The sequence below is a fragment of the Paenibacillus hemerocallicola genome (genome assembly GCF_006265175.1).
GTDB classification, from domain to species: Bacteria; Bacillota; Bacilli; order Paenibacillales; family NBRC-103111; genus Paenibacillus_AB; species Paenibacillus_AB hemerocallicola.
Window position 1 is genome coordinate 33,872 of record NZ_VDCQ01000029.1, and the last position, 22,540, is coordinate 56,411.

Sequence of the window (22,540 nt, forward strand, 5' to 3'; positions counted from 1 at the left end):
CAAATAGCGGAATTGAAGTACGCTATCAACCTGAGTCCCTCCTGTTCATTGCAAAATAAGGGAAAACCGTTCCGCTATTTCGCTGTTCCACGATCATTTTCACCACGAAAGATCGGATAACGGCAGCCTGTTCCGTTATCTTCAAATGTAGAACGAAATCCGGGACAATAACGGAATCCAGTTCCTCTATTTAAGGAGGCAATAAGTTGGCATACGCCTCATCAGGTGGCCCCCAGGTTGGATGCGAATGAGTGGAACATAACAACCGCATAGACTCCCGACTCGCGGGAATCGGGTGACGTATCGCTAACCTTTTCGGAAGCCTCTTTACAAGGCAGGTCTTATACGAAACGTACTCACCGCATCATGCCAAGAAGCTTGGCATGATGCGTGGAGACGGCCGCCATCGTGTTGGCGGCGGGGTCCATATACAGCTTGGCGCTGTTCAACGCCGTGGGACCTTCCATAAAGCCTCCGGCGATCAGCTTCAGCTTGCCGTCGTAATGGACGGCGTCGCCCGCCGCGAATATGCCGGGAATAGACGTGACCATGCCCGCCCCTACCTGGATCCGGTCTTCCTCCAGCTCGATGCCCCACGTCGCCAAAGGGCCCGGATCGCCCCGGAAGCCGTGGTTGACGAGCAGCTCGTCCGCTTCGAGACGCACCGCGCTTCCGTTCTCCGCATGAACGACCGTCGCTCCTTCGACGATTCCGCCGTCTCCATGAATCGCCTTCAGCTCGTAGGGCGTCATGATCCGGGCCGGTCCGCCGTACATTCGCGCCACATTCGCTTCCAAGCCGATGAATAAATCGCGGCGATGGACGACCGTCACCTGCGCGGCGATCGAACCAAGCGCATTCGCCCAATCGACTGCCGAATTGCCGCCGCCGGATATGATTACGCGCTTCCCGCGAAACCGCTCCAGATCGCGGACGATATAGTGCACATGCATACCCTCGTAACACTCCGCATCGGCCAGTTCCAGCTTCTTGGGCACCGGCTCCCCTTTGCCTGTCGCTAAAATGATCGTACGGGAATAGTGTTGCTCCCCGCCCGAGGCGGTCAGCCGGAACGTACCGTCCTCCCGCTTGTCCACGGAGACAATGCGCTGCTCCATCACGATAGTCGGATGAAACGTGCTGGCTTGCACGATCAACTGTTCTACCAGGGCTCGCCCGGAAATGATCGGGATACCGCCTATATCCCAGATCATCTTGTCCGGATACAGCAGCACCCTGCCCCCGAGCCGGGACGATCCTTCGATAATTTTCGTGCGAAGCTCCCTCATCCCGCTGTACAAAGCCGTGAATAGCCCGGCCGGTCCGCCGCCTATTATCGTTACGTCATACAATGCTTCTTCTTCGCGCATGTTCGTCCTCCGCTCGGCCGATAATGTCGGTCGACTTCGATCATAAGCCGGAGGATGCCGTCATTCCATAGAGCGCGTGGCGGATTTCCATGCACTCGGCGACGCCGCGGTCAACCGCCTTCATGAGAACGCCTTCCCTCCCCGGATAGCCGCGTCCAAGCGAAAGACCGCTCCGCGAAGATCCGTACACCGCTCCCGACCGGCGATACGGCACTGCATAAAGGACGATCGTTTGCGAGCGGCCGGACATCAGGTCGCGTTGCGTTCCAGCAGCAGGTTCGCCTGAATGTCCAATTGCATGTCGAGAGAGATCGGGTCGCCGGCCAAAAACTGCTCCAGATCGAGCTCGTATACCCGATTCCCCCGTACGGCGGGCAATGCGCGCCATATCTCGCCGCGCCGGATCGCCTCGGCTCGCTCCCCGCCTCCGTTCGCTTCATAGACCAGCAGGAACAAATGATCCCCCGCATACTGCGGCAGGTCCTCGACCGCTACCGATTTGTACTTGTGCTTGTCGATAATTTCCCGCCCTACCCGCGCAGGCGGCGACAGCCGCAGAGCGTTGTACAGATTGTAGCCGCCCCTCCCCCATTGATTGCCGAAGACGAATATATGATGGGCCCAAATTTCCACCACCGCCACCGTCTCATGCCTGCCGATCACGCCGGACAACCGTTTGCGCCAAAGCTCGGCCTTCTCTTCGAACCGGCTGATCCACGACTCCGCCTCGCGCTGCCGGCCGACGAGTCCGCCCAACGCGCGCAACTGGTCGAATGCGGTACGCGTGCCATATGGATGCATGGCGGTAGGCGCGATCGGCGAGAAGCGCTCGTATTCGCGCTCGTTGCCGGCTATGATCAGATCCGGCGCCAGCTCCAGCACCTGGTTCTGACTGATCGGATGTGCGACATCCGTTATGCCGGGTACCAGGTCCCGCAGGAAATATTGCTGCAGCAAATGCGTCTTGGCGCCGACCGGCTTGATGCCGAGAGCGAGCAGATGGCCGAGACACTCCGAGGCGAATATGCGCAGGTTGCTTCGCCGCTCCCGGGCGTATTCGCTGGGAGAAAGTCCGACCAACTGCTTGAACCGCCGGCTGAAATAAAATTCGTCCTTGTAGCCGATCGCCAGCGCCACATCTTGCAGACGGCAGTCTGTCAGCAGCAACTGCTTGGCGCGGTTGATCCGCAGATCGCTCAAATAGTCGGTCGCATTGCGCCCGGTAATTTTTTTGAACCAGTATGTGAATTGACGTTTGCTGACATTGGCCTCCCGCGCGAGCTTCTCCACGTCCAGCTCTTCCTGGTACGAGCGCTGCATACGGGAGATGATCCGCTCGACCGCCCGACGGACGTCCGGACCGTCCCCCGCCTCATGCATATGCTCGACCACGAGCAGCATCATCTCCTGGAAGCGCGCCTGATTCCGTATGCGTTGACGCATGTCGCCGCCGTTCCGCCCGGCATGCAGCGCTTGGGCGCAATCCAGAAGCCGGACGAACGGAACGGACTCCAACTCGCCGGAGAAAGAAGCGATGTCCGCCGTGTCGGGGGTCGCGGCAATGCTCGCCGAGTCGGCGGATAGCGACTCTGCCGCGCTTGCCGCCCCCGTCTCCCGAATGGAGTAGACGAACAAATAACCACGGAGCGACGCGGAGGCGGCGCCGATCTCGAGCTCGAGCAGCGACCCGGGCGCCAATCCGTAGCTGCGCCCTTTCGTCAACCGGCTGCGTACTCCGTCGATCCCGATGCGGCCTTCCCCCTCCGTCACGACGAGCAGCATGTGGGAGTCGATCGCCTGTCTGAACGGTCGTCGATACTCGTCCCCGCCAAGGTCTGCAATGCCGATCAGCTCGAATACGACGGAACGAAACGGAACTACCGTCGATTGAAGCATCCTATCCCCTTCTCCCGAACGCGCGTTAATTGATAACCATTCTCAATATATTATAAAACGACGCGTCCGATTCGGCAACAAGCAGACTGGACGGGACACAGCATGAAGCGTCGGCAGACTTCCGCTCCGTGTCGCCCTTCCGCCGAGGCCGCGGGATGCAGCTAATGCTCCATCCGGATCGGAAAGCCTTGCAAATGTTTCTCCTCGCGGTTTGAGTACCGGAGAAGCGCCGGTTGCGCATTTCGCCTTGATCGATCGGTCAAGGCGAGCTTGTCGCACACGAAAGGACGCACATCGGGCGCTGCCCGACTACGCCCTTTCTTAACGCTGCGAAACGTTAACTTCATTAACGCCGTTCATTCGATTCAGGAAGATCATTGCCTTGCAGCCGCAGACAGGCAGTTCCAACTCAAAACTAAACGCGGGTCGACTATTTGAACGAGAGCAACGACTTCACTTGCAGGTCCATTTGCTTCTCGATCGAGATCGGGTCGCCGTCGAACATGACGGCTATGTCGAGCGGGATGACACGGTTGTTTTTGACGGCCGGGAGGTTGCGCCAGATGGCGCTTTTCTTGATCTCCTCCGCGCGCTCGCTGCCCCCGTTCGCCCCGTATACGGTCAGGAAAATGTAGTCTCCGGCATATTCCGGCAGCAGCTCCATGGAAATCTCCGCATACTTCTCCTTGTCTATCACTTCGTTTATTACCCGAAGCGGGGGCTTCAGCTGCAACGAGTTGTACAGACTGTACCCGCCGCGTCCCCAATTGTTGCCGTATACGTAGATCGTCTTCGCCCACACCTCGACGATGGATACCGTCTCGCCAGGCTTGATAATGCCGTTCAGCTGCTGCCTGTACTGCTTCGCCTTCTCCTCGTAAGCGGCGATCCATCGGTCCGCCTCCGTCCGCTTGCCCACCGCGTCGCCGAGTATGCGCAGCTGCTCCATCGCGTTCGTCTGGCCGTACGGGAATACGATCGTAGGGGCAATCTTCGACATATCCTCGTACCCTTTCTCGTTCTGCGACACGATCAGGTCCGGCTTCAGGTCGAGCACCTTCTCCACATTCATAAACGGAGCCCCCGCATCCGCGATGCCGGCCAAGCGATCCTTCAAATGATACGATTCCAGCAAGGCGGTACGGACGCCGACCGGCTTGATGCCGAGCGCCATCAGATGGCCCATGTATTGATCGGCGACGACCCGCTGCGGCGAGGCAGGCACGTTTGTTTCGCCCATTTTATGCTTGACCGTTCTGACTGTCGGTACGCTGCCGGCGGTCGCTTGTTGTTCGGACTCCGCTTGCTTGGCGGAAGCGGCGCTCTGCTTCTCCGGCGATATGCCGTCCCCCGTCCGATTGCCGCCGCAAGCGACAAGCATGGCGGCCATGATCAGGGCCGCGCAGCCGGACAGCCCTCTTTTTCGATTGAACATCCTTTTTCCCTCCGTTTTTTATAATGATAACAATTCTCATTATCATTATAGTAGAGGATGTCCGACAACCGGCGCCATGGAGAGCAGAGCGGTTTTCTTTGTACTGTGGGACATTGGGCTGCATTGAGGTCAGCGAAGGCGACGAAGCGGCCGATGGCGTGTTGAATCTGGAAGCGATGCCTTTGCGAATAGAACGGAGCTGCATGCCGGTATTCGGATTTTTCTTGATCAGAAACGAAAAGCCCGGGTTGGTCGAGCTGACTTGCACAATAGCCATGTTCATCTCCTCCTTGTCTACTTTGCCATCATGTACATGCGGAATGTGACGGCGGCTGCAGCCACACTTCCCGCAAAGCGTCCCGGAACAGCGCGTCAAGCTCTGCGTCATTGCCGCCCTCGGCGGCCTTTAGGCAGACGGCCGTCCGTTCGTAATATTCGATTCGCTCCCGAAGGTATTCGTGGATCGGATTCAGTCTCGGCTCTAGATCCAGCTCGTCTCCGGCTTTTTTGCGCTCGAGCAGCTTCTCGACGACGTTGCGCAGTTCGCTGTCTTCGGGGACGAGCGCCTCTACCAGACGCGCGAATTCCATCGGCGGCATGCTGTCGTGCTTCTCGATCCAGCCGCAGGCGAGAATCGGGCGCAGCACGTAGAAATACTTTTTGATGCGGACCTGTTCCCCTTGCAAATATTCGCGGAAATTTCCTTTGGCCATATTCAGGTAATGGTACATGCACGATTTCGGGGAAAAAGTTAACGGCGATAAGCTTCGGATTCGCTCGGCCACGGAATAGCGCTCGTAATACGGTATCGGCGAATGAAGCCACTCCAGCAGCGGCGGGTTCGACTTGCGGAACAAGTTCAGCGCCTTCTTCAAATCCCAGCCGCTTATATCCAGCTTATCGTCGATCGGCCGTTCGATGACATCTCTTTTCTCGAAAATGGATACATACCAATCGACAGGCCGGACATAGACGAACCGTACGTCGTAGTCGCTATCCCGGGAAGGGAACCCCCAAGCCCGGCTGCCCGATTCGCACGCGTATACGATGCGTACGCCCTCCTCTTGCTCGATGCGCCGCAGCTCCTGCTTGATGATGCGGGTATACTCGGTCATGCCAATCCCCTCCTCCGTTCGGATGCAAACAAAAAAAGCCATGGACTCAAGCGTCCATGGCCGGTTAATCGGGCAAAAGATTCACTGCGCTAACAATACGGAGCTAGCGCGAAGCTTCACCTGAATACAGACCGGCGGGTCCGATGAGATGTGTAGTCGCCATATGCGGTTTAAACGAAAAGAGCTGTATCTCTTGAGCTTGAATAAGATTGAATGATGATGGACATGGACGATGCATGCTCGATCGGACCTCCCTTCGGAAACGAATAGTGAAATCATATGCGGCAACCCAGTTTCTGTCAATAGCAAATTTTGTTGCCGATGTCTTGATTATGCTCCGGTTCCGCCTTGATGAACAGGGTGAAAATATTACGACTCGACGCGAGCGGACGGTTCTCTTGGAGTATCTCAAGTCGGATCGACGTTCCGGTGGCAGGCGAATTCGTTTCCCCGGAAGGAGCTTGCGCCTTATCGGTCCCCTCTTGCGTCGTCAGGCATCAGAGGTCCTTTTTGCGGATGTCCCGCTTCCTCTATTGCCGGATGTAGGGAACAATAAGTTCCGCTATGGTCTCGTGAAGGGGGGGCGCGGAGGGGCAAACGGAAGTTTCAGTTCCTCTATTCGCGGAAATGCTGCGGTAAAAGGACCTTTTGTCGCCAATAGAGGAACTGATCGTTCCTTAAAGCGGCAGCGGAAGCCCCCACCGAAGAAATAGCGGAACTGCTCGTTCCGTTCCGTTCCGCTCCGCTCCGCTCTCCGCCAGTGCTCCTGTTCTCTCCGACAAAAGTAAAAACGGCCCGCGGCAAGGAGACTCCCTTGCAACGAACCGCTTATTACCGTGTATCGCCGTCATTCAGTAGGGCAGCACGATTTCCTGTCCCGGATAAATCCGGTTCGGGTTCGGGATCGAATTCAACCGATGCAGCGTTTGCCAGGTCGTCCCGATCAGCTTGGCGATTCTAGATAACGAATCGCCCGGCTGCACGATATATACTTTACCTTGAGAGACTGCACCGGGGGAAGTCGTCGGTACGGAAGACTGCGCCGCTGCAGCAGAAGAAGCCGAAGCCTCCGCACTCGCATTCGCAGCCGCCGCTTTCACCCGAATGCGGCCTTCAACCTTCGGCTGCACATCCCCTATGCTGCGGATGTAGGCAATGAGCGACTCCTCGAGGGAGGAGAAGTCGTTCGCGATCGGATAGTTTTTGAACATCGTATAGTTGTCGCCTCCGGCCGCCATGAAATCGTTGGTGGCGAGCGCGTACTCTTGCTCCGGATCAAGCGGCTGGCCCTTCACTTGAATCGAAGTGATGCGGGCGTTCTTCGGCAAGGACGGATCGAATTCGAACGCGACGCCCCCGACCTGCGGGAAGCCGCCGAGCGAATCCGGATAAGCCGACACGCCGAGCTCGAGCGCGGCGCGGATGTCCGAGCCCTTTACCTTCTTCGTCTGGATGTAATTGCCGAACGGAAGCACCGTGATAACCTGCCCCTTCGTGATCTGTCCCGCTTCTATGGAAGCCCGGATGCCCCCGCCGTTCGTAATCGCGACGTCGGCGCCGGTCTCGCTCAGCATCGCGTCCGCGATCAGGTTGCCCAGATTGGACTCGCCCACTCGCACGACTTCGCGGTCGCCGACCAGCTTCACTCCGACTGATCCGACTACCTCCTGCAGCACGCTCTCCTGCTCCTTCTTCACCTTGCCGACGATATCCAGCACCGTCCGGTCCGGGGCGATCTTCTGCTCGTCGAACTGCCGCTTGGAGATGAGGCTCGCCGACTTGCCAGTCAGCTTGCCGTTCTCGAACGCCAGGTCGACGCGGCCGACGTTTTTCAAATACTCGCCCGTCTGCGCGATCAGCACGCCGCCCTCCAGCGTCCCCTTCTCCATGACCGTGTGGCTGTGGCCGTCCAGAATAACGTCGATCTCCGGTACGGCTTTCGCCAGCTTGATGCTCGTGTCGACGCTCGAGCCGTCGACGCCGATGTGGGCAATCGCGATGACGGCGTCCACTTTTCCCTTCAGCTCGGCGACGATCGTTTTCGCCTCCTCGGCCGGGTCGGCGAACGTGATGCCCTCGACATTGTTCGGATGCGTCTTGTAGGCGGTCTCCGGCGTCGTCAAGCCGAAGATGCCCAGCTTGATGCCGTCCACTTCCTTAATGACATAAGGCTTCAGCAGCCGATTGCCGTCCGCTTGCTTGACATTGGCGCTCACTACGGGAAATTGGGTCAGCTTGCTCAGCTCGACCAGACGCGCGTACCCGTAGTTGAAGTCGTGATTGCCCGGCACCATCGCGTCGTAGCCGGCGGCATTCATAATATCCACGATACTTTTGCCTTTGACCAGATTCGCGATCGTCTGGCCGTGGAACGTATCGCCGATATCCAGCAGCAGCGTATTCGGATGGTCCTTTTTGTAAGCTTTGACCATAGTGGCCATCTCCGCATAGCCGATATTTTCTTGGCTGGATTCTACCCTGGAGTGAATGTCATTCGTGTGGAAAATCGTAATCATCCGCGCCCCGGTCTCGGCCGCGGCGGCCCCCTGGGCTACGGACAGCATGAGCAGCAGCGCGAGTGCAAGCAGCCCCAAGCTCCATTTGCCGGTTCGTCTCATATCGGTTCTCCTCCTCGAATCAGTCGGAACTGAGTATCCCAATCAGTATACGACCCGATTGTTCGGGGAATTTTTTCCCGACGTAAAGATTATGTAAAGCCCTTTATCACCCCGAGTTGCACACCGCTTCGCTTACCCGCCCGACGCGAAAAAAGGCGCCGAGAAGGCTACACCCCCCTCAGCGCCTATAGGCTTATGATTCCGTTCCCGCTCGCATCATTCGTTGCCGAAGTCGATGCTCATCATATCGCTTAACTCGATGATGTCGAAGCCGTCGTCGTGACTTAGCTTAATCGCTCCCGCTTCCCGGTCGACTCTCGTCACGATCCCTCTGATCTCCCGATCCCGCTGGTCCAAATAACATCTGAACGTAACGAAGGTCCGCTCCCGCATCAGCTCCTCGAGCCGCATCAGTATCGATTCCTTCTCCCGGTGTAGCTCGTCGTTAATAACAATCAATGGCTCCTCCTACTTCCTTCTTATATTCCTTATTTGCCCACGCAGCTCCTTCCAACCATCATAGCAGACCGCACTGAACAAAATCTGAACAAACTCAGGCAAGTTTCCCACGTTATTCGTTCCGTGTTAAAATAAGGATAAGCACGGCTATGCGAAGGACGTGATCTGTATGCCCGAACCTGTCGTTCAAGGCGGACTGTCGAGAAGAAACCGGACACCCGTCAAAACAAAGCTCCCCGAGTCGACGCGCCGCATTCCGGCTCAAGGGGACGTCATCTTGATTTTTATCGCGCTAAGCTATGTCTTATTGGGAATATTGAAGGCTCGGGAGACGGTTGTCGTCGAGCCGGCCGTCATCGCCAGCTTTTCGCTCGCCGGCATGTTTTTTGCGCTATCCGATCTCGCGAAGATCGGGATTCGGTGGACCGGCCGCTTGATCGGATCGATCTGCCTGGCATTGTACTACGCCTTCCTTCTGGCAAGCGCATTATGCCTCATCGTAGTACCGCTATCGTACGGCTCGATCGGCTGGCTGGGGTCTATCATTATCCCGCTCGGCGATATATCGACCTTTGCCGGAATGGGAGTCATTATAGGCATTATCGTCATTAACAACATATGGAGGCGCTCTAAACCGACCGATCCGGCGAAGATCGGCACGGCCGGGGAGACGTACGAAGCGTAACGAACGGTCGCCTTCCGTCTTTCCCGTGCATACTGCGTGTCCGGGAGAATTACGAAATAGGGCCGCAAGTAAGCCGCCCGGAACAAGAAACCTCCTTCCCCGACTGCCACAGCGGTTAAGGAGGTTTTTTCACGTTCATGCCATGTCTATGCGGGCTTCTTCGTCTGGCCGTCCAGCATCTTGGCCTGCTTCCATTTTCCGAACCGGTAATACCCCACATTCAGCAGAGCGGCAATCGCAAAGCTGATCGGAAAGCTCCACCAGATGGAGTCGAACCCGTAACGACCGCCAAGCCAATACGACAGCGGAATGCGGACGATCAGCAAGGCGATGAAGGTGAACACCAGCGGCACGACGACCGCTCCCGACGATCGCACGACCCCGGCCACCACATTGAAAATACCGAACAGGATGAACGACCACAAGGTCACATTGTTAATATGCACGCCGATATCGACGGCTTTGCCTTCCGGCGGGAGGAACAGGCTTACCGCTTCCCGATTGAACAAATGAATCAGGATCACGATCGAGCCCGTCAATACGATATTGAAGCCCACGCCGCTCCACGTTATCCGATGAACCCGATTCCAGTTGCCGGCGCCGATATTTTGAGCCGCCATCGAAGTGACCGCTCCGCCGATCGCCATCGCCGGCATCTGCACGTAGGCCGATATTTGGTTGGCTACTCCGAATGCCGCCGACGCTTCGGAGCCGTATCGGTTGACGAGATGAATGAGCAGCAAATTGCTGAGCGAGACGACGACCATATTGATCCCCATCGGCAGCCCTTTGGCGATCAGCGATTTCAAGATGGCCCCGTTCAAGGTCAACAGGTGCAGATCGTTTCTGGTAATGCGGAGGAAATATTTCTTGGCATACAAATACACGATCAGCAGGCCGAAGCTGACCAGTTGCGCGATAAACGTAGCGATAGCCGAGCCCGATATGCCCATCTGCGGAAACGGCCCCATGCCTTGGATGAGCAGCGGGTTGAGCACGACATCGAGACCCGCGGACAGCAGCAAAAAATAAAACGGCGTCTTGGCGTCGCCGGACCCGCGCAATACGGCCATCACCAGATTATAGCCGAACATGAAAGGAACTCCGGCAAACAAGATGCGCGTATACGCGACCGCAAGCTCCATCGCGTCGGGCGGGGTATTCATCCAAGAAAGGATGGCCGGAGAAAATATAACTCCGATTCCGCCGACAACGATCGAGAGCGCAGCGAAAAATACGACGCTCGTGCCGACGACCCGCTTCGCCTCCTCTACTCGTTTGGCGCCCAGATTTTGCCCGATCAAAATGACCGCGGCCATGGCAATGCCGAAAATCGAGCTGATCAGCAAAAACATCAGAATATTGGCGTTGGACGTGGCGGCTAGCGCCTGCTCGCCCAAAAATTTGCCTATCCATACGGCATTGATCGAGCCGTTCAGAGACTGCAGCACATTGCCGAGCAGGATGGGCAGAGAAAATAAAAACAACGTTTTGGCGATCGGTCCTTCGGTTAAGGAAGGGCGATTGCCTTTTAGTTTGGACGGATTCATACGGTTCTCCTTACTGGGATTGTGGCTTCCATTATACCTCCTGGCGGAGAACATTACGAGTCCGAATCGAACAAATGTTTCTATCTATGATTTGTGAAGACTGGATGAGGATTCCTCCGGACCTCGCTGGAACAATTGCGGCTGCACTCGCATTCGACGAAGCAAACGCAGGTACGGTGCGCTTTCCTGACTTAATTTCCTTCATTCTGCTGCATGCGAGCGTTCAGACAAAACAATGAACCAAATTCCACTATTGGCGAACTTAGGCTCAGCAATAGTATAATTTGGTTCAGTAATTTCGGAATCCCGCCCAAAACAGGCGAATTAACGCATTTAGGTAATTTGGGAATTTGGTTCACTATTACCATCGCCCAATACCGATTGGCTCCCAACCTGCCGACAGGCACTTACCAATCGCTTGACTCGGCTATCCCCGGGCACACCGACACTTACCATTACTCCCGGGCGCTCACCGCTTGCTTACTCGACTGCCGACTGTCACCGATCACACGCCGCTTACCTGCGCGTTCCGTCTGGACAGCAGCTGCTCCAGCCGCTGCGTGGCGGCTTCCTCCGTCTCCAGTCCGGACCAGTACAGCTTCGCCTCGCGGTAGAACATGTCCAGCTCTTTAATGGACATGTTCAGGGCGCCGAACGTCCGGAATGTCGGGATAATGTCCCGATACATATGGAAGCGCGAAGGACGGTAGATGCTTTCCTTGCCGGTCCATTCCGCGGCCGGCTTCAAGCCCGGTATGCTGAGCGTTTTCTGGCGGATCATGAGCTGCGTCCGGTACGAGACCAGAAAATCGACGAAAATCCGGGCGCTGTCCTTTACCTTCGAATTGGCGTTGATGGCCAGTCCGATGAGCAGCAGCAGCGTCTTCGAATCGTTCAAGTACGGCAGCGGCGCGATATCGTATTCGAACTCCTTGCGGCGCTCATGATGGTTCAAGCCCAAATACGTCGTCATAATCATCGATACTTTCTCGCTGAAGAACAGCTCTTCCGCATCGCCATCCTTCTCGGACAAAAAGAGCGGAAACCGATTCTGCAAATAAATCAGCTCGCGGCACGCCTTCAAGCTCTCCGTCAGCTGCTCGCCGTTAATGGAAAAGCTCCCCTTCTCGTCCCGTTCGAAAGGGATACCGCTCTGCAGGAGAAATACGGGCCAACGGTTGCTGGACGGAAAATGGAAATAGAAGCCGAGCCGTTCGTTCTCCACCGTCAGCTTCGACGCCTGCTCGAACAGAACGTTCCATCGCCAGCCGCTGTCCGGCTCCAGCACCTCTTTCTCCCGGAAGTGATCCTTGTTGTAGCATAAAATGAGAGGAGAGAATACAAAGGGCTGCGCCTTCAGCCGTCCTTTATTCGTCAGAGCCTCGGTCAGGAACGGGTATATATGCGGATTCGGCTCGAAGGTCTCCAGTTCATCCAACCCGTCGTTCAATCTGAAGTCGTCATAACCGTTGTAATTCATCGTAAAGACATCTAGCGCATCGTCGTCCATCATCGCCTTGACTCTGCCGTACGTGTTCAATGTGGAGGTAGTCGGAGTCAACTCGATGCGAATGCCGGGATACGCCTTGTGAAACTCCGCGATCAGCGTCTTCATGATCGCCTCTTGGTACAGCGACGAGTGGCAGCCGAACTTCAGGACAACCGTGTCGTCCCGGGAAAATCGGGCTACTTTGTTGCCCACTCTCGGTATTTTCTCGATCAATCGTTCGGCTACGAGCACTTCCAATCCTTGACGGACCGACTTGTTGCTGACCCGGTACTGTTTGGCGTAAGCTTTCTCCGAAGGGAGGAAATCCCCCTCACGGAACACCCCGGTCATGATCTCGTTCCGAATGGCATCGACCATGCCTTCCAATCTCGCCTGAAAAGTCCTGCGGCTCGGTTTCTCCGAATCTTCCATGTTTCCCGCCACCATCTGTTCGATATATTATGTACTTTAGCATACAGGAAGTTGCAGGCCGCTTCAAGAAAAGGCTCGACTCGCCCTTCATGCCGGAGAAGCCTCCACAGAGCTTCTCCGTTCCGGACGAATCGAGCCGCACATTCATTCCGCTATCCCTTAACGGCGATAACGATACACTTCGCCATTGTCCAGCACGATCCATGGCTTCGATTGTGCCTCTCCGGCCTTCAGCGCCGCGATCGGATGCCGGAAGCGGACCGTTTGCTCAATCGCGCCTTGGTCGGACAGCCGGACCAGCAAGCCGTTATCGGCCGCGGCCCAATATTTGGCCGTACCGTTTTGGTTCGAGCCGTCGACCTGCAGTACGCGGTCCGCAATGGCGGTGCGGAAGCGAACCGTGCCGTCCGGGTTCAGCGCATAGAACTGGAAGCCGTCGGAGCCGGCCAACAGCTCCGGTATGCCGTCACCGTTATAATCGCCTTGGCGGATATCATTCACCTCGCCGCCGACGTTCCGCTTCCATCTCTCCTGCAGCTTGCCGTTATAGCCGACGAACCGGACCTCGCTCTGCTTCGTGCCGAAGGCGATGACCGGCGCGGCGCCGGCGCTCGGGTGCCGGAACAGAGTCGCGACTTTCCAGCCCGGTCCTCCACCTGTTCCCCCACGGGTAACCTGCTTTTCGTTCCAGTAAGCATAGTAGGCGTACTCCAGCGCGTACATCCCTTCATCCTTGCCGTCGCCGTCAAAATCGGCGAATTCCATATCCTCGATGCCGTAATAATACAGCAAATCCTCGTACTGCAATTTGCCGGCGGCGTCCAGTCCGTAAATGTATCGGAACTGCGAGCCGACCATGACCCACGGGGCCTGATCCGCTCCGTTCACATAAGCGACCCTTACGTTCGTGATGCCCAGCAGATTGCCCTTGCGCTCGCGATGCGCGGTGTCGCTCGGGAACTTGTAATTCCACAGCTCCTGGCCCTGGGCATTCAGCGCATGCACGTACCAATTCTCGGTTGCGACGAATACGACCGGCTGGCCGTTCAACTGCTGGACGGTCACCTCGTTCACGCGTCCCGCCGCCGGGAACGTCCATAGAACGGTTCCCACTTCGTCTATCGCCTGCACTTTTCCGCCGATGCCGCCAAGTACGGCTTCCTCTTTGCCGTCGCCATTCAAATCGCCCCAAGCGCTGTCCGTCGCCCGCTCGGAAAATGCGTATACCCGCTGCCAATCGCGCGTACCTTCCGGACGGCCGGGACGATCGCCCGCACGGTCGCGACCGTAATCGTTGTTGTCGTATACAAGGTCATATCCGTTATCGTCATTCGCGACATAACCATCTTGATCGCGGTCCTGACCGCCTCGCGGCTTCCCTTGTCCCGGACGCTCTCTCTCCTTCAGCGCCCGCTCGAGCCGCTGATCCATCTGCCGATTCCACGCGGCGGTACCGCTCTCCAACGCTCCGCCCCGGATCGGGTCGCCTTCGGCATCGTATTGAACCCGGTCTCTTCGCAGAGCATACGTCGCCCATTCGCCATTCGACGTATCCATCGCGAACATGACGGGCTCGGCGAATTGCAGCGTTTGCGAGCCGATGCGCACCCGGGTCGCTTCGGCGGCAAGCAGACGGCCCTCGCCGATCAGATGGAACTTCCCGTCGGAGCCGAAATCGGCCGTATCGAGAGCGGACTGCACCGCATACCATTGCTTGTTGCGCTGCTTGATCTCGAGCGTGCTGTCATTCAACCGCCGCGTATTGACTTTCGGTCCGTCCTCCTTGCTGCTGGACAGCACATTGATGAAGCCGGCCTGTTCCCCGGCCGCATAGCCGCGCTCCTCCAGCACCTCGCTCAGCACCGTCTCCTTGTCGGCATATGGATACGGATATTCCGATTTCCAATATTTCATAAAATGGCCGTACCGGTCGATCGTCCGCAATTCCGAATCGTCCAAGCTTTCGATCGTCATCGAGACGCCCTGCTGCTCCGCCTCGAATCGGTCGTCGCGGAGTTTCGGCGTACCCATCGTCTGCCAATTGTTTTTCAGCACATAGCTGCCGGCTTCATTCAGCTTTATCTGGTCGTAGATCAAGTAGAACGAGCCGTTCGGGCTAATGATCGAACGCTCCCAGTCGGTACCGTTATAGTTCGGCACCGTGCTGCGGCTTACGCCGATCCCCTCGATGTCAGCCGCCCATTGCAGCTTGGCGAGAGGCGGCTTCTTCTGCTGCTCGCCATCCTTCACGATCACGAGCCCGGAATGATGCTCCGGCGTATTCTCGATATAATCGCGGTCGGTGAGGAACAACCGGCCGTTCGCGCTGTAATTGAGAATGGCGTTGCCGTCCTGATGCCCGTGCGCGCCGGCCGAGAAGCCGTCGACGATCAAATAGCTGTCGTCCGGGCCGAAGCCTTCGCGGAACGTCATCTTGTGGAACGAATCCGGGAGGGCGACGTCGAGCTGAGTCTGCTCCGTGCTAAGCAGATCGTCGTAGATGCCTTGCTCGACGGGGTAAGCCTGCAGCTTCGGATGAGCTCCCTCGGGCGGCTCGGCCGCTTCGCTCAGTTTAACCGGCGTATACCGGTGAATCGGGTAGTCCAGATCGCTCATTCGCTGCCCCGGGAACGGCCCCGTCCTCGTCCTCTCGAGCAGGAAGCGGTACAGCGGATCGCCGTAGAACAGCGTCGCCGCATTCATCACCTGCGAATGTCCCCACGAGTAGGCGTTGCTGTAGCCGAACGGATACGTATCGCCGCCGCCCGACATCGTGCCCAGATTATCGATCATGAGCGCGTTCAGATCGGCGCTCGGACGCAAGCTGCGGGCGATGAAATCGAGATTGCCCGTCGCCATGCCGTAATCGATATTCGTCATCGGCACGTGCATCAAATAATCCGATCCTTCGTCCAAGCTGATATAGGACGTATTGCCGGTAAAAATCCGTTCACCCAGCTGCCTCCACGCCGCCGTCTCCGGCAAATCGTAGTAGCCGCCGAAGTAAGTGCTCCCCGCAATCAGGGACAGCGCCGGGAATATTTGGTGATTCCAGCGCGGACCGCTGGCCTCGGCTTTCGTCAAATAGCCGTCCTTGGAGTTCGCTTCGTACGTAATATAGAAGGCCGAGACGATCTGCTTGCGCTCGAGCGCGCTGAATATCGGCGAAGCCTCCAGCACCGACCAGTTCTGGATGATCGTATCGCCGTCGGTCCACATATTTTGCCTTTCGTTCAACTGCGTCCTCGCTTCGGCGGGATACCGGTTCACATAATTGGCATAGCCGACAAGCAGCTTCTTGTAAATTTCTCCGAAGCCGGCATGACCGGTCAGCAAATAATTTTCGCCGAATATTTTGATCCGGGACAGCACGTAGTGAAGGGATGCGGCATCCGTCTCGCTGCTCGCATTCGGCTTCAGCCGGGACAGCCACGTATTGACCGAGTTCAGCGCGGTTTGGACGTTGGCCGGCGTCGGATTGCCGTCATATTGCAGGTAAGAGGCCGCCTGAGCGGACAGCTTCGCTTCGAACAGCCACGGGATGACCGCCTCGCTCTGCGCTCCGACGATTTGCAGCAGCCGGTCCGTGCCGAGTCCGGCCCCCTCCAGATCGCTCGAGCCGATGACGACGGTGTTCCCGCCGAGCCCGAACGGATCGATTACCGTCTGCAGCTGGTAGCCTCCGTCGCCCGGATATACCGCATCCGCATAAGACATGCGCAGTCCGTACAGCCGGGCCAGCTGCTCGTTGTTGCCGAGCGTCCCGAGTACGATCGCGGAGCCCGCCCAGCCGTCGCGGAACTTGTCGCGATTCGGTCCGACTACGCTGGCCTGTACGTTCCAGCGGCTTTGCAGCGCATCCGCGATCCTTGTGCCGAGCGCCTGCCAGGCCGCATCCTCGGGAACTACGATCTGCAGACCGTGAACATCGGTGGCGCCGTGCAGAGGCCGCATCGGCAAGTTATGATAAGGCGGTATATCGTTCGGACTGAACACATTGACGTCGAGAGAAGCTTGAGCGCTTCCGTAAGTAGCCTTTACGACCGTCGCACCGGGCGATACTCCGCTGACGCTTCCGCCGACGGCCGTCGCCACATCCGGTCGTTCGGACGCGTAGACTACCGTATTGTCATTCATAAGCCGCACATCTCCATTCGTGTAATGGCCGAACAAATAAACCGGCTCCGTACGTCCGACATTCACGTTCAGCGATTCCGGATAGAAGCTTAAGCTTTGCAAGCTTCCCGCCGGGGCGATCGCCGCGTCGCGGATACGGACATTGTCCAAGTAAAACGTGCCGAGACCGGTCGATATCGTGGCGAAACGCAGCAAATTGACCGATGTCGCGGCCGTATCGCGGAAAGCCGTATCCTTGCGGATCAGAAGCGGCTTATCCCCGTCGAAAACGGTTATCGTTTTCTTCCCGGCCGCAGCGTCGAAGTCGACCCTGAACCGGTACCATTTGCCCGGCTCGTACGTTTCCCCGGTCGTTACGCGCGCGGCGCCGTTATAATATTCGATCGTCCCGTTGGCCAGCAGGCCGATCCACTCCACCGGCTTCGTACCCGATGGACCGGTGCTTTCGAGCAGCATGACCAGCCGGTCGGCCGTATCCGCCTTGACCCACCATTCCACGCTGCCCCGTTCGACCGGCGCGAACGCCACGCGGCCGCCCATCGCCTTCGTCTTGTCGTTGTCCATAATTTTTACAGTCTTGGTGCCGCTGACCGCATACGTTTGATCCGTTACGGTCACTTCCGCGCTTGCGTTCGTCCAGCCCTGCTGTCCGTTCAGCGGGCCAAGGCTGAAATTCTCGAAATCATAAGCGATTTCCCCCGTGGCGGCATCAATCCGGTTGCCCGGCAGCCCGGCGAGCAAACCGCCGAAAGCGACGACGACGGCCAACAGCAAACTGAGCGCCCCTCTGCCCGCCGCCGGATTAAGCCATTTCCGAAACTTGTGGAACCTCATCATTCATACTCCCTCCCGAACCGAAACTTGTGTTCCCTTCGCGATAAGCCGATGTTCAATCATTCATCACGCGATCATTAGCGGCGCATCCTATCACCTCCTCCGAAAATAAACAACTAAAAAAGACTGCCGCAATGATGTCTACTCATGCGGCAGCCTTTCCCTGTTATGCCAAAACGCTCATTTGCTCCTCTTTCACTTCGCCCTGCAGCTTCTCGCCCGCCAGCACGCGCTTTACCTCGTCAATCGCAAATTGCCCGATGCGCTTGATTCCGTTATTGACCGCTCCGGCAATGTGCGGCGTCAAAATGCAGTTCGGCAGGCTGCGAAAAGGATGATCGGGCGCCGGCGGCTCCGGATCGGTCACATCGAGGCAAGCGAACAGTCTGCCCTTCCGCAGCTCCTCGACAAGCGCATCCTCATCGACGATCGATCCGCGCGCCGTATTGATCAGAATCGCGTCATCCTTCATTAAAGCAAGCCGATCGCGATCGAACATCTTATACGTCTCGGGAATCGACGGGGCGTGAATGGAGACGACGTCGCTCGTCGCGAGCACCTGCGCCAGCTCCGCCTTGATCACTCCGAGCTCGGTCGCCTGCGCGTCCGTCATGATCGGATCGTAGACCATAATGGTTACCTCGAAGTTGCGGAGCAAACGGATATAATGCTTGCCGGCCTGACCTGCGCCGATGACTCCGACGGTTACCTGATACAGCTCGCGGATCCGCTCCTTGCCTGCGTTCCAGCCTCCGCCGCGGGTCGTCTGCGAGAGCTGCCACATATTTTTCAACGAAGTAATGGTCAGTCCTAGCGCAGTCTCGGCGACGCCCCTGCCAAGCGGGCCATTGCCGCTCGAAACGCGGATGCCCCGCTCCCACAGCTCGGGAGTTACGATTCCTTTGACGGTTCCGGCGGCATGCATAACCGCCTTGAGCCCCGGAGTCCGATCCAGAATGTCCTGCGTCAATTTGGAGCATCCCCATGAGGTGATGGCGAAGTCGGCCCCTGCGATCACTTCCTTCAGCGTTTCCGGCTGAGGCGAACCTTCCTTGACGTTTCGCACGACGGTACCAATGGCCTCAAGCTGCTTCCAATGCGAATCGTCAAAGATTCGTTCCTGTATTCTCGGTTCCGGCAGTATGGCTATTTTGACTCCCATGTTCCTTCTCCATCTCCTATTCGTCGATCAAGCTATCTGTTATTTTTTTGCCTTTTCCTTCTCGAGCTCCGCCTTCAGCTTCTCGTCGATCTCGCGCAGCGCCGTGTTAATATCCTTCTTGCCTTGCGCCACCTCGATGAAAGCATTGCCTACGAGGTTTTGCTGCGTTCCTCCCGGAACGGTGACTTCCCCCATTTTGCGTTTCGGCGTATAGTTGGCGGGTTTATAGAAGTTGATCGCATTCATGTTTTTCTTGCTGTAGACCGGATCGGACTGACCGAGCACCTTCGCGATCTCCGGATTGTTCAGTGTCGTCGGTATGCCCAGCTTCGAGTCGGATATCTGAGATTCGTCGGACAGCATCGCCATGATCATCTCGAACGCCTCGTCCTTATGCTTGCTCGTATTCGTAATCGCCCAGTAGGCGGGTCCGCGCTGCGGCATCAAATTTGGTCCGTCGTTGAACTTTGGATAGGATACGATATCCCAGTTCACTTCCGGAGGAATGACGAGATAAATGTTATGCTGGTTCGTCATCAATGCGACGTTGCCTTTGTTGAACGCTTTGTCTTCCAGACTGGACGTACTCTCGATCGTATTGCTCGGGATTTGGTAAAACCGGAGCAGGTTTTGGAACAGCGTGCTCCATTTTGCAGAATCGTGCAATCCATCGGCAGTCGGACTGAGAATCGGCAGCGACAGCACGTTGTCGCGCAGCGTGTTGACCGGATTGGCGCTGAAGCCGCGGTATACCGTCCCGCCGTCCACGCGCGTCATCTTCTTGGCCAGCTCGTGCAATTCATCCCACGTCATGCCGTCCTTCGGATAAGCGACGCCGAACTTATCGAACAAGTCCTTGTTGTAATAAAGCGCTTGCGGGAAATAAGGCGGTACGGGCAAGCCGTAAAGGGCGCCGGTGCCGCCGGCATCGACGATTTCGTCAATAAACACTTTGTTGAAACGATTAACATCGTACTTGTACTTTTTAACCATTTCGGTCAAATCGTATCCGATTTTATAATCCAGATACCCGGTCTGCAGCGTCGGGACGTCGGTCCGGATAATGTCCGGTATTTTATTGGCGGCGACCAGATCGGATATCGTCTGTCCTTTGCCGCTCATAATATATTCGATCGTAACGTGCGGGAACTTCTGCTTCAGCGTGGCGCTGAAACGTTTGTCGAACTCCTCTTGCGAAACCCCGGCCGTGAAGATCGTCATCGTATACGGCTCTTTCGGCTTCTCCTCCGCTTTCTTGTCCGTCGAGCCGGCCGCCCCCGTACCTCCGCTTCCTTGACCGCCGCAGGCCGAAACCAGTACGGAAGTCATCAAGGTAAGAGCTACCAATTTGCTTTTTGTTTTCATCGCAGCTTTCCCCCAACTAATTTGTTTGATTGCATGTTCACATATTCATACATCTTCTATATCCGTACGCGAATCCCGGACTGCCGTTCGCGCTGGTCGCGCTGGTGCCCGTTCACCTCCCCCTTTATCGCTCCCACGATGCCGCTCTAGTTGATTGGTTTATACGTGGTTCCCAATAAGCTACAACTTCATTTTAGAAAGCGCTTCATTTTTTGTCAACTGGTTTATTTCCAACGTTCAACAAAGTTCGCATGATCGTTTCAAATGAAAACGGATACATCTTTGCTATATAAGGATTATATGCTTTTAAAATAATTTCAAAAACCGATTTACGAATAAAAGATCCGCCAATCGTGGTTCCCAACTATAAATACTAAGAAACCAGATTTCGTTTGGTTTACGACGCAATTCTCTGGTTTCCCAAAACTGCAACGGCACAATGCACGAACAAAAGGAGACTGGTCTTCCTAAGCGGGGAGAGGTTTGTAAAAAAAAAGGGGGGGGCCGAGGTTCGATGCTTATTCAAAGTATAGATTCCCGATGAATCATTCGTCCCGCATTGTGTATAATGAAAGTATTTCCTGCTTATCAGAGGCGCGGCGAAAGGGGATTTATTGGAAGCCAATGAAACGAAACGGCGATTTTATATATTTGAAGCTATATAGATTATTAAGAGAACAAATTATGAACGGCCTGATAAAACCCGGGGAATTCATTATGCCGGAAAGCGCGCTGTGCAAACAATACGGCATGAGCCGGAAATCGGTCAGACGGGCGCTGGACGAGCTGCTGAAGGAAGGAATGATCGCCAAGAGGGTCGGACTGGGCACGTTCGTCCCGCCGGATTTCTCCATTCCCGCGGCGGACCGCAAAGTATTGCGCATTCTCGCTCCTTATCCGGCCTTCTTCGTCGATTCCGGGCTGCCGTACATTTGCGATGCGTTCCGCCGCAAGCACCCGGGCGTAGATATAAATGTGCTGAGCTTGCCTGCGGCGAGATATTGGGATTCGATCTTACAATCGGAACGAATGGGCTACAACCCGCACGTCGTGTTCTGTTCCGACAGGATATACCGGGAGCTTGAAGCCGAATCGACTTTCGTCGATCTCGAGCCGCTGCTCGGGGATGCTTTATCCGGGGTGTACCCGAAAATCCGCAACGCTTTCCGTCGCGAAGAGGGAATCGCTGCGGCGCCGATTACATTTACGCCCGTTTGTCTGGCCTATAATCCCGAATTGTTCGCAGCCGGCGATATCCCGCCGCCCAAGCCGCATTGGAACGTGAACGACTTTATGAATGCGGCCGAGAGCCTGACCTCCGCGCATGACGGCAAAATCAACCGGTACGGCTTCAGCTTCTTCTCGTCATATAACCGCTGGCTCGTCTTTGCCCTGCAAAACGGAATGCGCCCTTCCGGCAAAAACAACAAGCAAATCATTTCCGGATCGCTCTCCGTCCTGCAAGACTGGCTGAATCGACGACGGATCTCTACCGTCTACCACGACAACATGAATCTGGCCAATCCGTTTATTCACGGAAAATCGGCGATGACGCTGACAACGCTGTTCGAAATGTCGAGCTGGGGAGACCGGGAGCTCGGCTTTGCGCCGGAAATCGCCCCGCTGCCGTTCGGAGATACGAAATCCACGCTCATGCAAGCCAATTTTCTGATGGTGCCGAAAGCCAATGAGGAGGTTGAACTGTCGATGGACTTCGTGAAGACGGCGCTAGAAGCCGAAGTTCAGAAAACGATCTGCGACCGCACCCCTTTTCTATCCGTCTTGGAGGCTGTGAACCTGGCCGTCAGATCGCAAGCTTATTTGAGAACGATCAATGTCGGCAACGGCTTGATCGACCGCAATTATTTTATGCATGAATTGATCGAGTCCGCCGATCAAGCCGAATTACGGGCGGAGATGAGTTTGTTCTGGCTCGGGCTGGAGGACGCGGAGACGATAGCCGAACGATTTTGAACGAGAAGCCACGCAACGC

General features: G+C 56.5%; 14 protein-coding genes and 1 pseudogene. 2 read left to right on the forward strand and 13 right to left on the reverse strand.

The features are described from left to right. Positions 1–356: 356 nt before the first annotated feature. The 8 genes and pseudogenes from FE784_RS20225 to FE784_RS20255 all read right to left on the reverse strand — a co-directional run bounded on the left by FE784_RS20225 (position 357) and on the right by FE784_RS20255 (position 8,893). A complete protein-coding gene (locus tag FE784_RS20225) occupies positions 357–1,370 on the reverse strand; it encodes an NAD(P)/FAD-dependent oxidoreductase (protein ID WP_139604043.1) in 1,014 nt (337 codons plus the stop codon). Between the two features lie 40 nt (positions 1,371–1,410). Then, positions 1,411–1,620, reverse strand: coding sequence for a hypothetical protein (locus tag FE784_RS20230; protein ID WP_139604044.1), 210 nt, complete (start codon positions 1,618–1,620; stop codon positions 1,411–1,413). Then, complete coding sequence (locus tag FE784_RS20235; RefSeq protein WP_139604045.1) at positions 1,620–3,266, reverse strand: AraC family transcriptional regulator; 1,647 nt, start codon at positions 3,264–3,266, stop codon at positions 1,620–1,622. The genes FE784_RS20230 and FE784_RS20235 overlap by 1 nt, the downstream gene beginning before the upstream one ends. A gap of 430 nt (positions 3,267–3,696) precedes the next feature. After that, positions 3,697–4,701, reverse strand: a complete 1,005-nt coding sequence (locus FE784_RS20240; RefSeq protein WP_139604046.1) for an ABC transporter substrate-binding protein — start codon at positions 4,699–4,701, stop codon at positions 3,697–3,699. A gap of 172 nt (positions 4,702–4,873) precedes the next feature. Next, positions 4,874–4,978, reverse strand: a pseudogene (locus tag FE784_RS42905) (hypothetical protein); the annotation flags it as partial. 28 nt (positions 4,979–5,006) lie between these two features. After that, complete coding sequence (locus FE784_RS20245) at positions 5,007–5,816, reverse strand: nucleotidyltransferase domain-containing protein (RefSeq protein ID WP_139604047.1); 810 nt, start codon at positions 5,814–5,816, stop codon at positions 5,007–5,009. A gap of 851 nt (positions 5,817–6,667) precedes the next feature. Continuing rightward, on the reverse strand, positions 6,668–8,434 hold the full coding sequence (locus FE784_RS20250; RefSeq protein ID WP_139604048.1) for a 5'-nucleotidase C-terminal domain-containing protein: 1,767 nt from the start codon (positions 8,432–8,434) through the stop codon (positions 6,668–6,670). A gap of 216 nt (positions 8,435–8,650) precedes the next feature. After that, complete coding sequence (locus tag FE784_RS20255; protein WP_139604049.1) at positions 8,651–8,893, reverse strand: YolD-like family protein; 243 nt, start codon at positions 8,891–8,893, stop codon at positions 8,651–8,653. Positions 8,894–9,062: 169 nt separating this feature from the next. Here FE784_RS20255 and FE784_RS20260 point away from each other — a divergent pair, with 169 nt between their 5' ends. Further along, complete coding sequence (locus FE784_RS20260; protein WP_139604050.1) at positions 9,063–9,578, forward strand: hypothetical protein; 516 nt, start codon at positions 9,063–9,065, stop codon at positions 9,576–9,578. Between the two features lie 146 nt (positions 9,579–9,724). Here FE784_RS20260 and FE784_RS20265 read toward each other — a convergent pair whose 3' ends face one another. From FE784_RS20265 to FE784_RS20285, 5 genes are all read right to left on the reverse strand, one after another. Then, positions 9,725–11,128, reverse strand: a complete 1,404-nt coding sequence (locus tag FE784_RS20265) for an MATE family efflux transporter (RefSeq protein ID WP_139604051.1) — start codon at positions 11,126–11,128, stop codon at positions 9,725–9,727. A gap of 505 nt (positions 11,129–11,633) precedes the next feature. Continuing rightward, entirely contained in the window at positions 11,634–13,049 is a 1,416-nt protein-coding gene (locus FE784_RS20270) for an extracellular solute-binding protein (protein WP_176706382.1), read from the reverse strand. Between the two features lie 159 nt (positions 13,050–13,208). Next, positions 13,209–18,023: a hypothetical protein gene (locus FE784_RS20275; RefSeq protein WP_139604053.1), complete on the reverse strand. Its 4,815-nt coding sequence runs from the start codon at positions 18,021–18,023 to the stop codon at positions 13,209–13,211. Positions 18,024–18,186: 163 nt separating this feature from the next. After that, positions 18,187–19,182: a hydroxyacid dehydrogenase gene (locus FE784_RS20280; protein WP_139604054.1), complete on the reverse strand. Its 996-nt coding sequence runs from the start codon at positions 19,180–19,182 to the stop codon at positions 18,187–18,189. Between the two features lie 39 nt (positions 19,183–19,221). Further along, on the reverse strand, positions 19,222–20,547 hold the full coding sequence (locus FE784_RS20285) for an ABC transporter substrate-binding protein (protein ID WP_139604055.1): 1,326 nt from the start codon (positions 20,545–20,547) through the stop codon (positions 19,222–19,224). A 624-nt stretch (positions 20,548–21,171) separates the two neighbouring features. On the opposite strand from FE784_RS20285, the gene FE784_RS20290 reads away from it, so the two are divergent. Next, positions 21,172–22,521, forward strand: a complete 1,350-nt coding sequence (locus tag FE784_RS20290; RefSeq protein WP_281287134.1) for an extracellular solute-binding protein — start codon at positions 21,172–21,174, stop codon at positions 22,519–22,521. Positions 22,522–22,540: the final 19 nt, after the last annotated feature.

Excerpts from the sequence above, each read along its gene's own strand:
- FE784_RS20225 (WP_139604043.1), bottom strand. The coding sequence starts at position 1,370 with ATGCGCGAAGAAGAAGCATTGTATGACGTAACGATAATAGGCGGCGGA.
- FE784_RS20230 (WP_139604044.1), bottom strand. The coding sequence starts at position 1,620 with ATGTCCGGCCGCTCGCAAACGATCGTCCTTTATGCAGTGCCGTATCGC.
- FE784_RS20235 (WP_139604045.1), bottom strand. The coding sequence starts at position 3,266 with ATGCTTCAATCGACGGTAGTTCCGTTTCGTTCCGTCGTATTCGAGCTG.
- FE784_RS20240 (WP_139604046.1), bottom strand. The coding sequence starts at position 4,701 with ATGTTCAATCGAAAAAGAGGGCTGTCCGGCTGCGCGGCCCTGATCATG.
- FE784_RS20245 (WP_139604047.1), bottom strand. The coding sequence starts at position 5,816 with ATGACCGAGTATACCCGCATCATCAAGCAGGAGCTGCGGCGCATCGAG.
- FE784_RS20250 (WP_139604048.1), bottom strand. The coding sequence starts at position 8,434 with ATGAGACGAACCGGCAAATGGAGCTTGGGGCTGCTTGCACTCGCGCTG.
- FE784_RS20260 (WP_139604050.1), top strand. The coding sequence starts at position 9,063 with ATGCCCGAACCTGTCGTTCAAGGCGGACTGTCGAGAAGAAACCGGACA.
- FE784_RS20265 (WP_139604051.1), bottom strand. The coding sequence starts at position 11,128 with ATGAATCCGTCCAAACTAAAAGGCAATCGCCCTTCCTTAACCGAAGGA.
- FE784_RS20270 (WP_176706382.1), bottom strand. The coding sequence starts at position 13,049 with ATGGAAGATTCGGAGAAACCGAGCCGCAGGACTTTTCAGGCGAGATTG.
- FE784_RS20275 (WP_139604053.1), bottom strand. The coding sequence starts at position 18,023 with ATGATGAGGTTCCACAAGTTTCGGAAATGGCTTAATCCGGCGGCGGGC.
- FE784_RS20280 (WP_139604054.1), bottom strand. The coding sequence starts at position 19,182 with ATGGGAGTCAAAATAGCCATACTGCCGGAACCGAGAATACAGGAACGA.
- FE784_RS20285 (WP_139604055.1), bottom strand. The coding sequence starts at position 20,547 with ATGAAAACAAAAAGCAAATTGGTAGCTCTTACCTTGATGACTTCCGTA.
- FE784_RS20290 (WP_281287134.1), top strand. The coding sequence starts at position 21,172 with ATGAAACGAAACGGCGATTTTATATATTTGAAGCTATATAGATTATTA.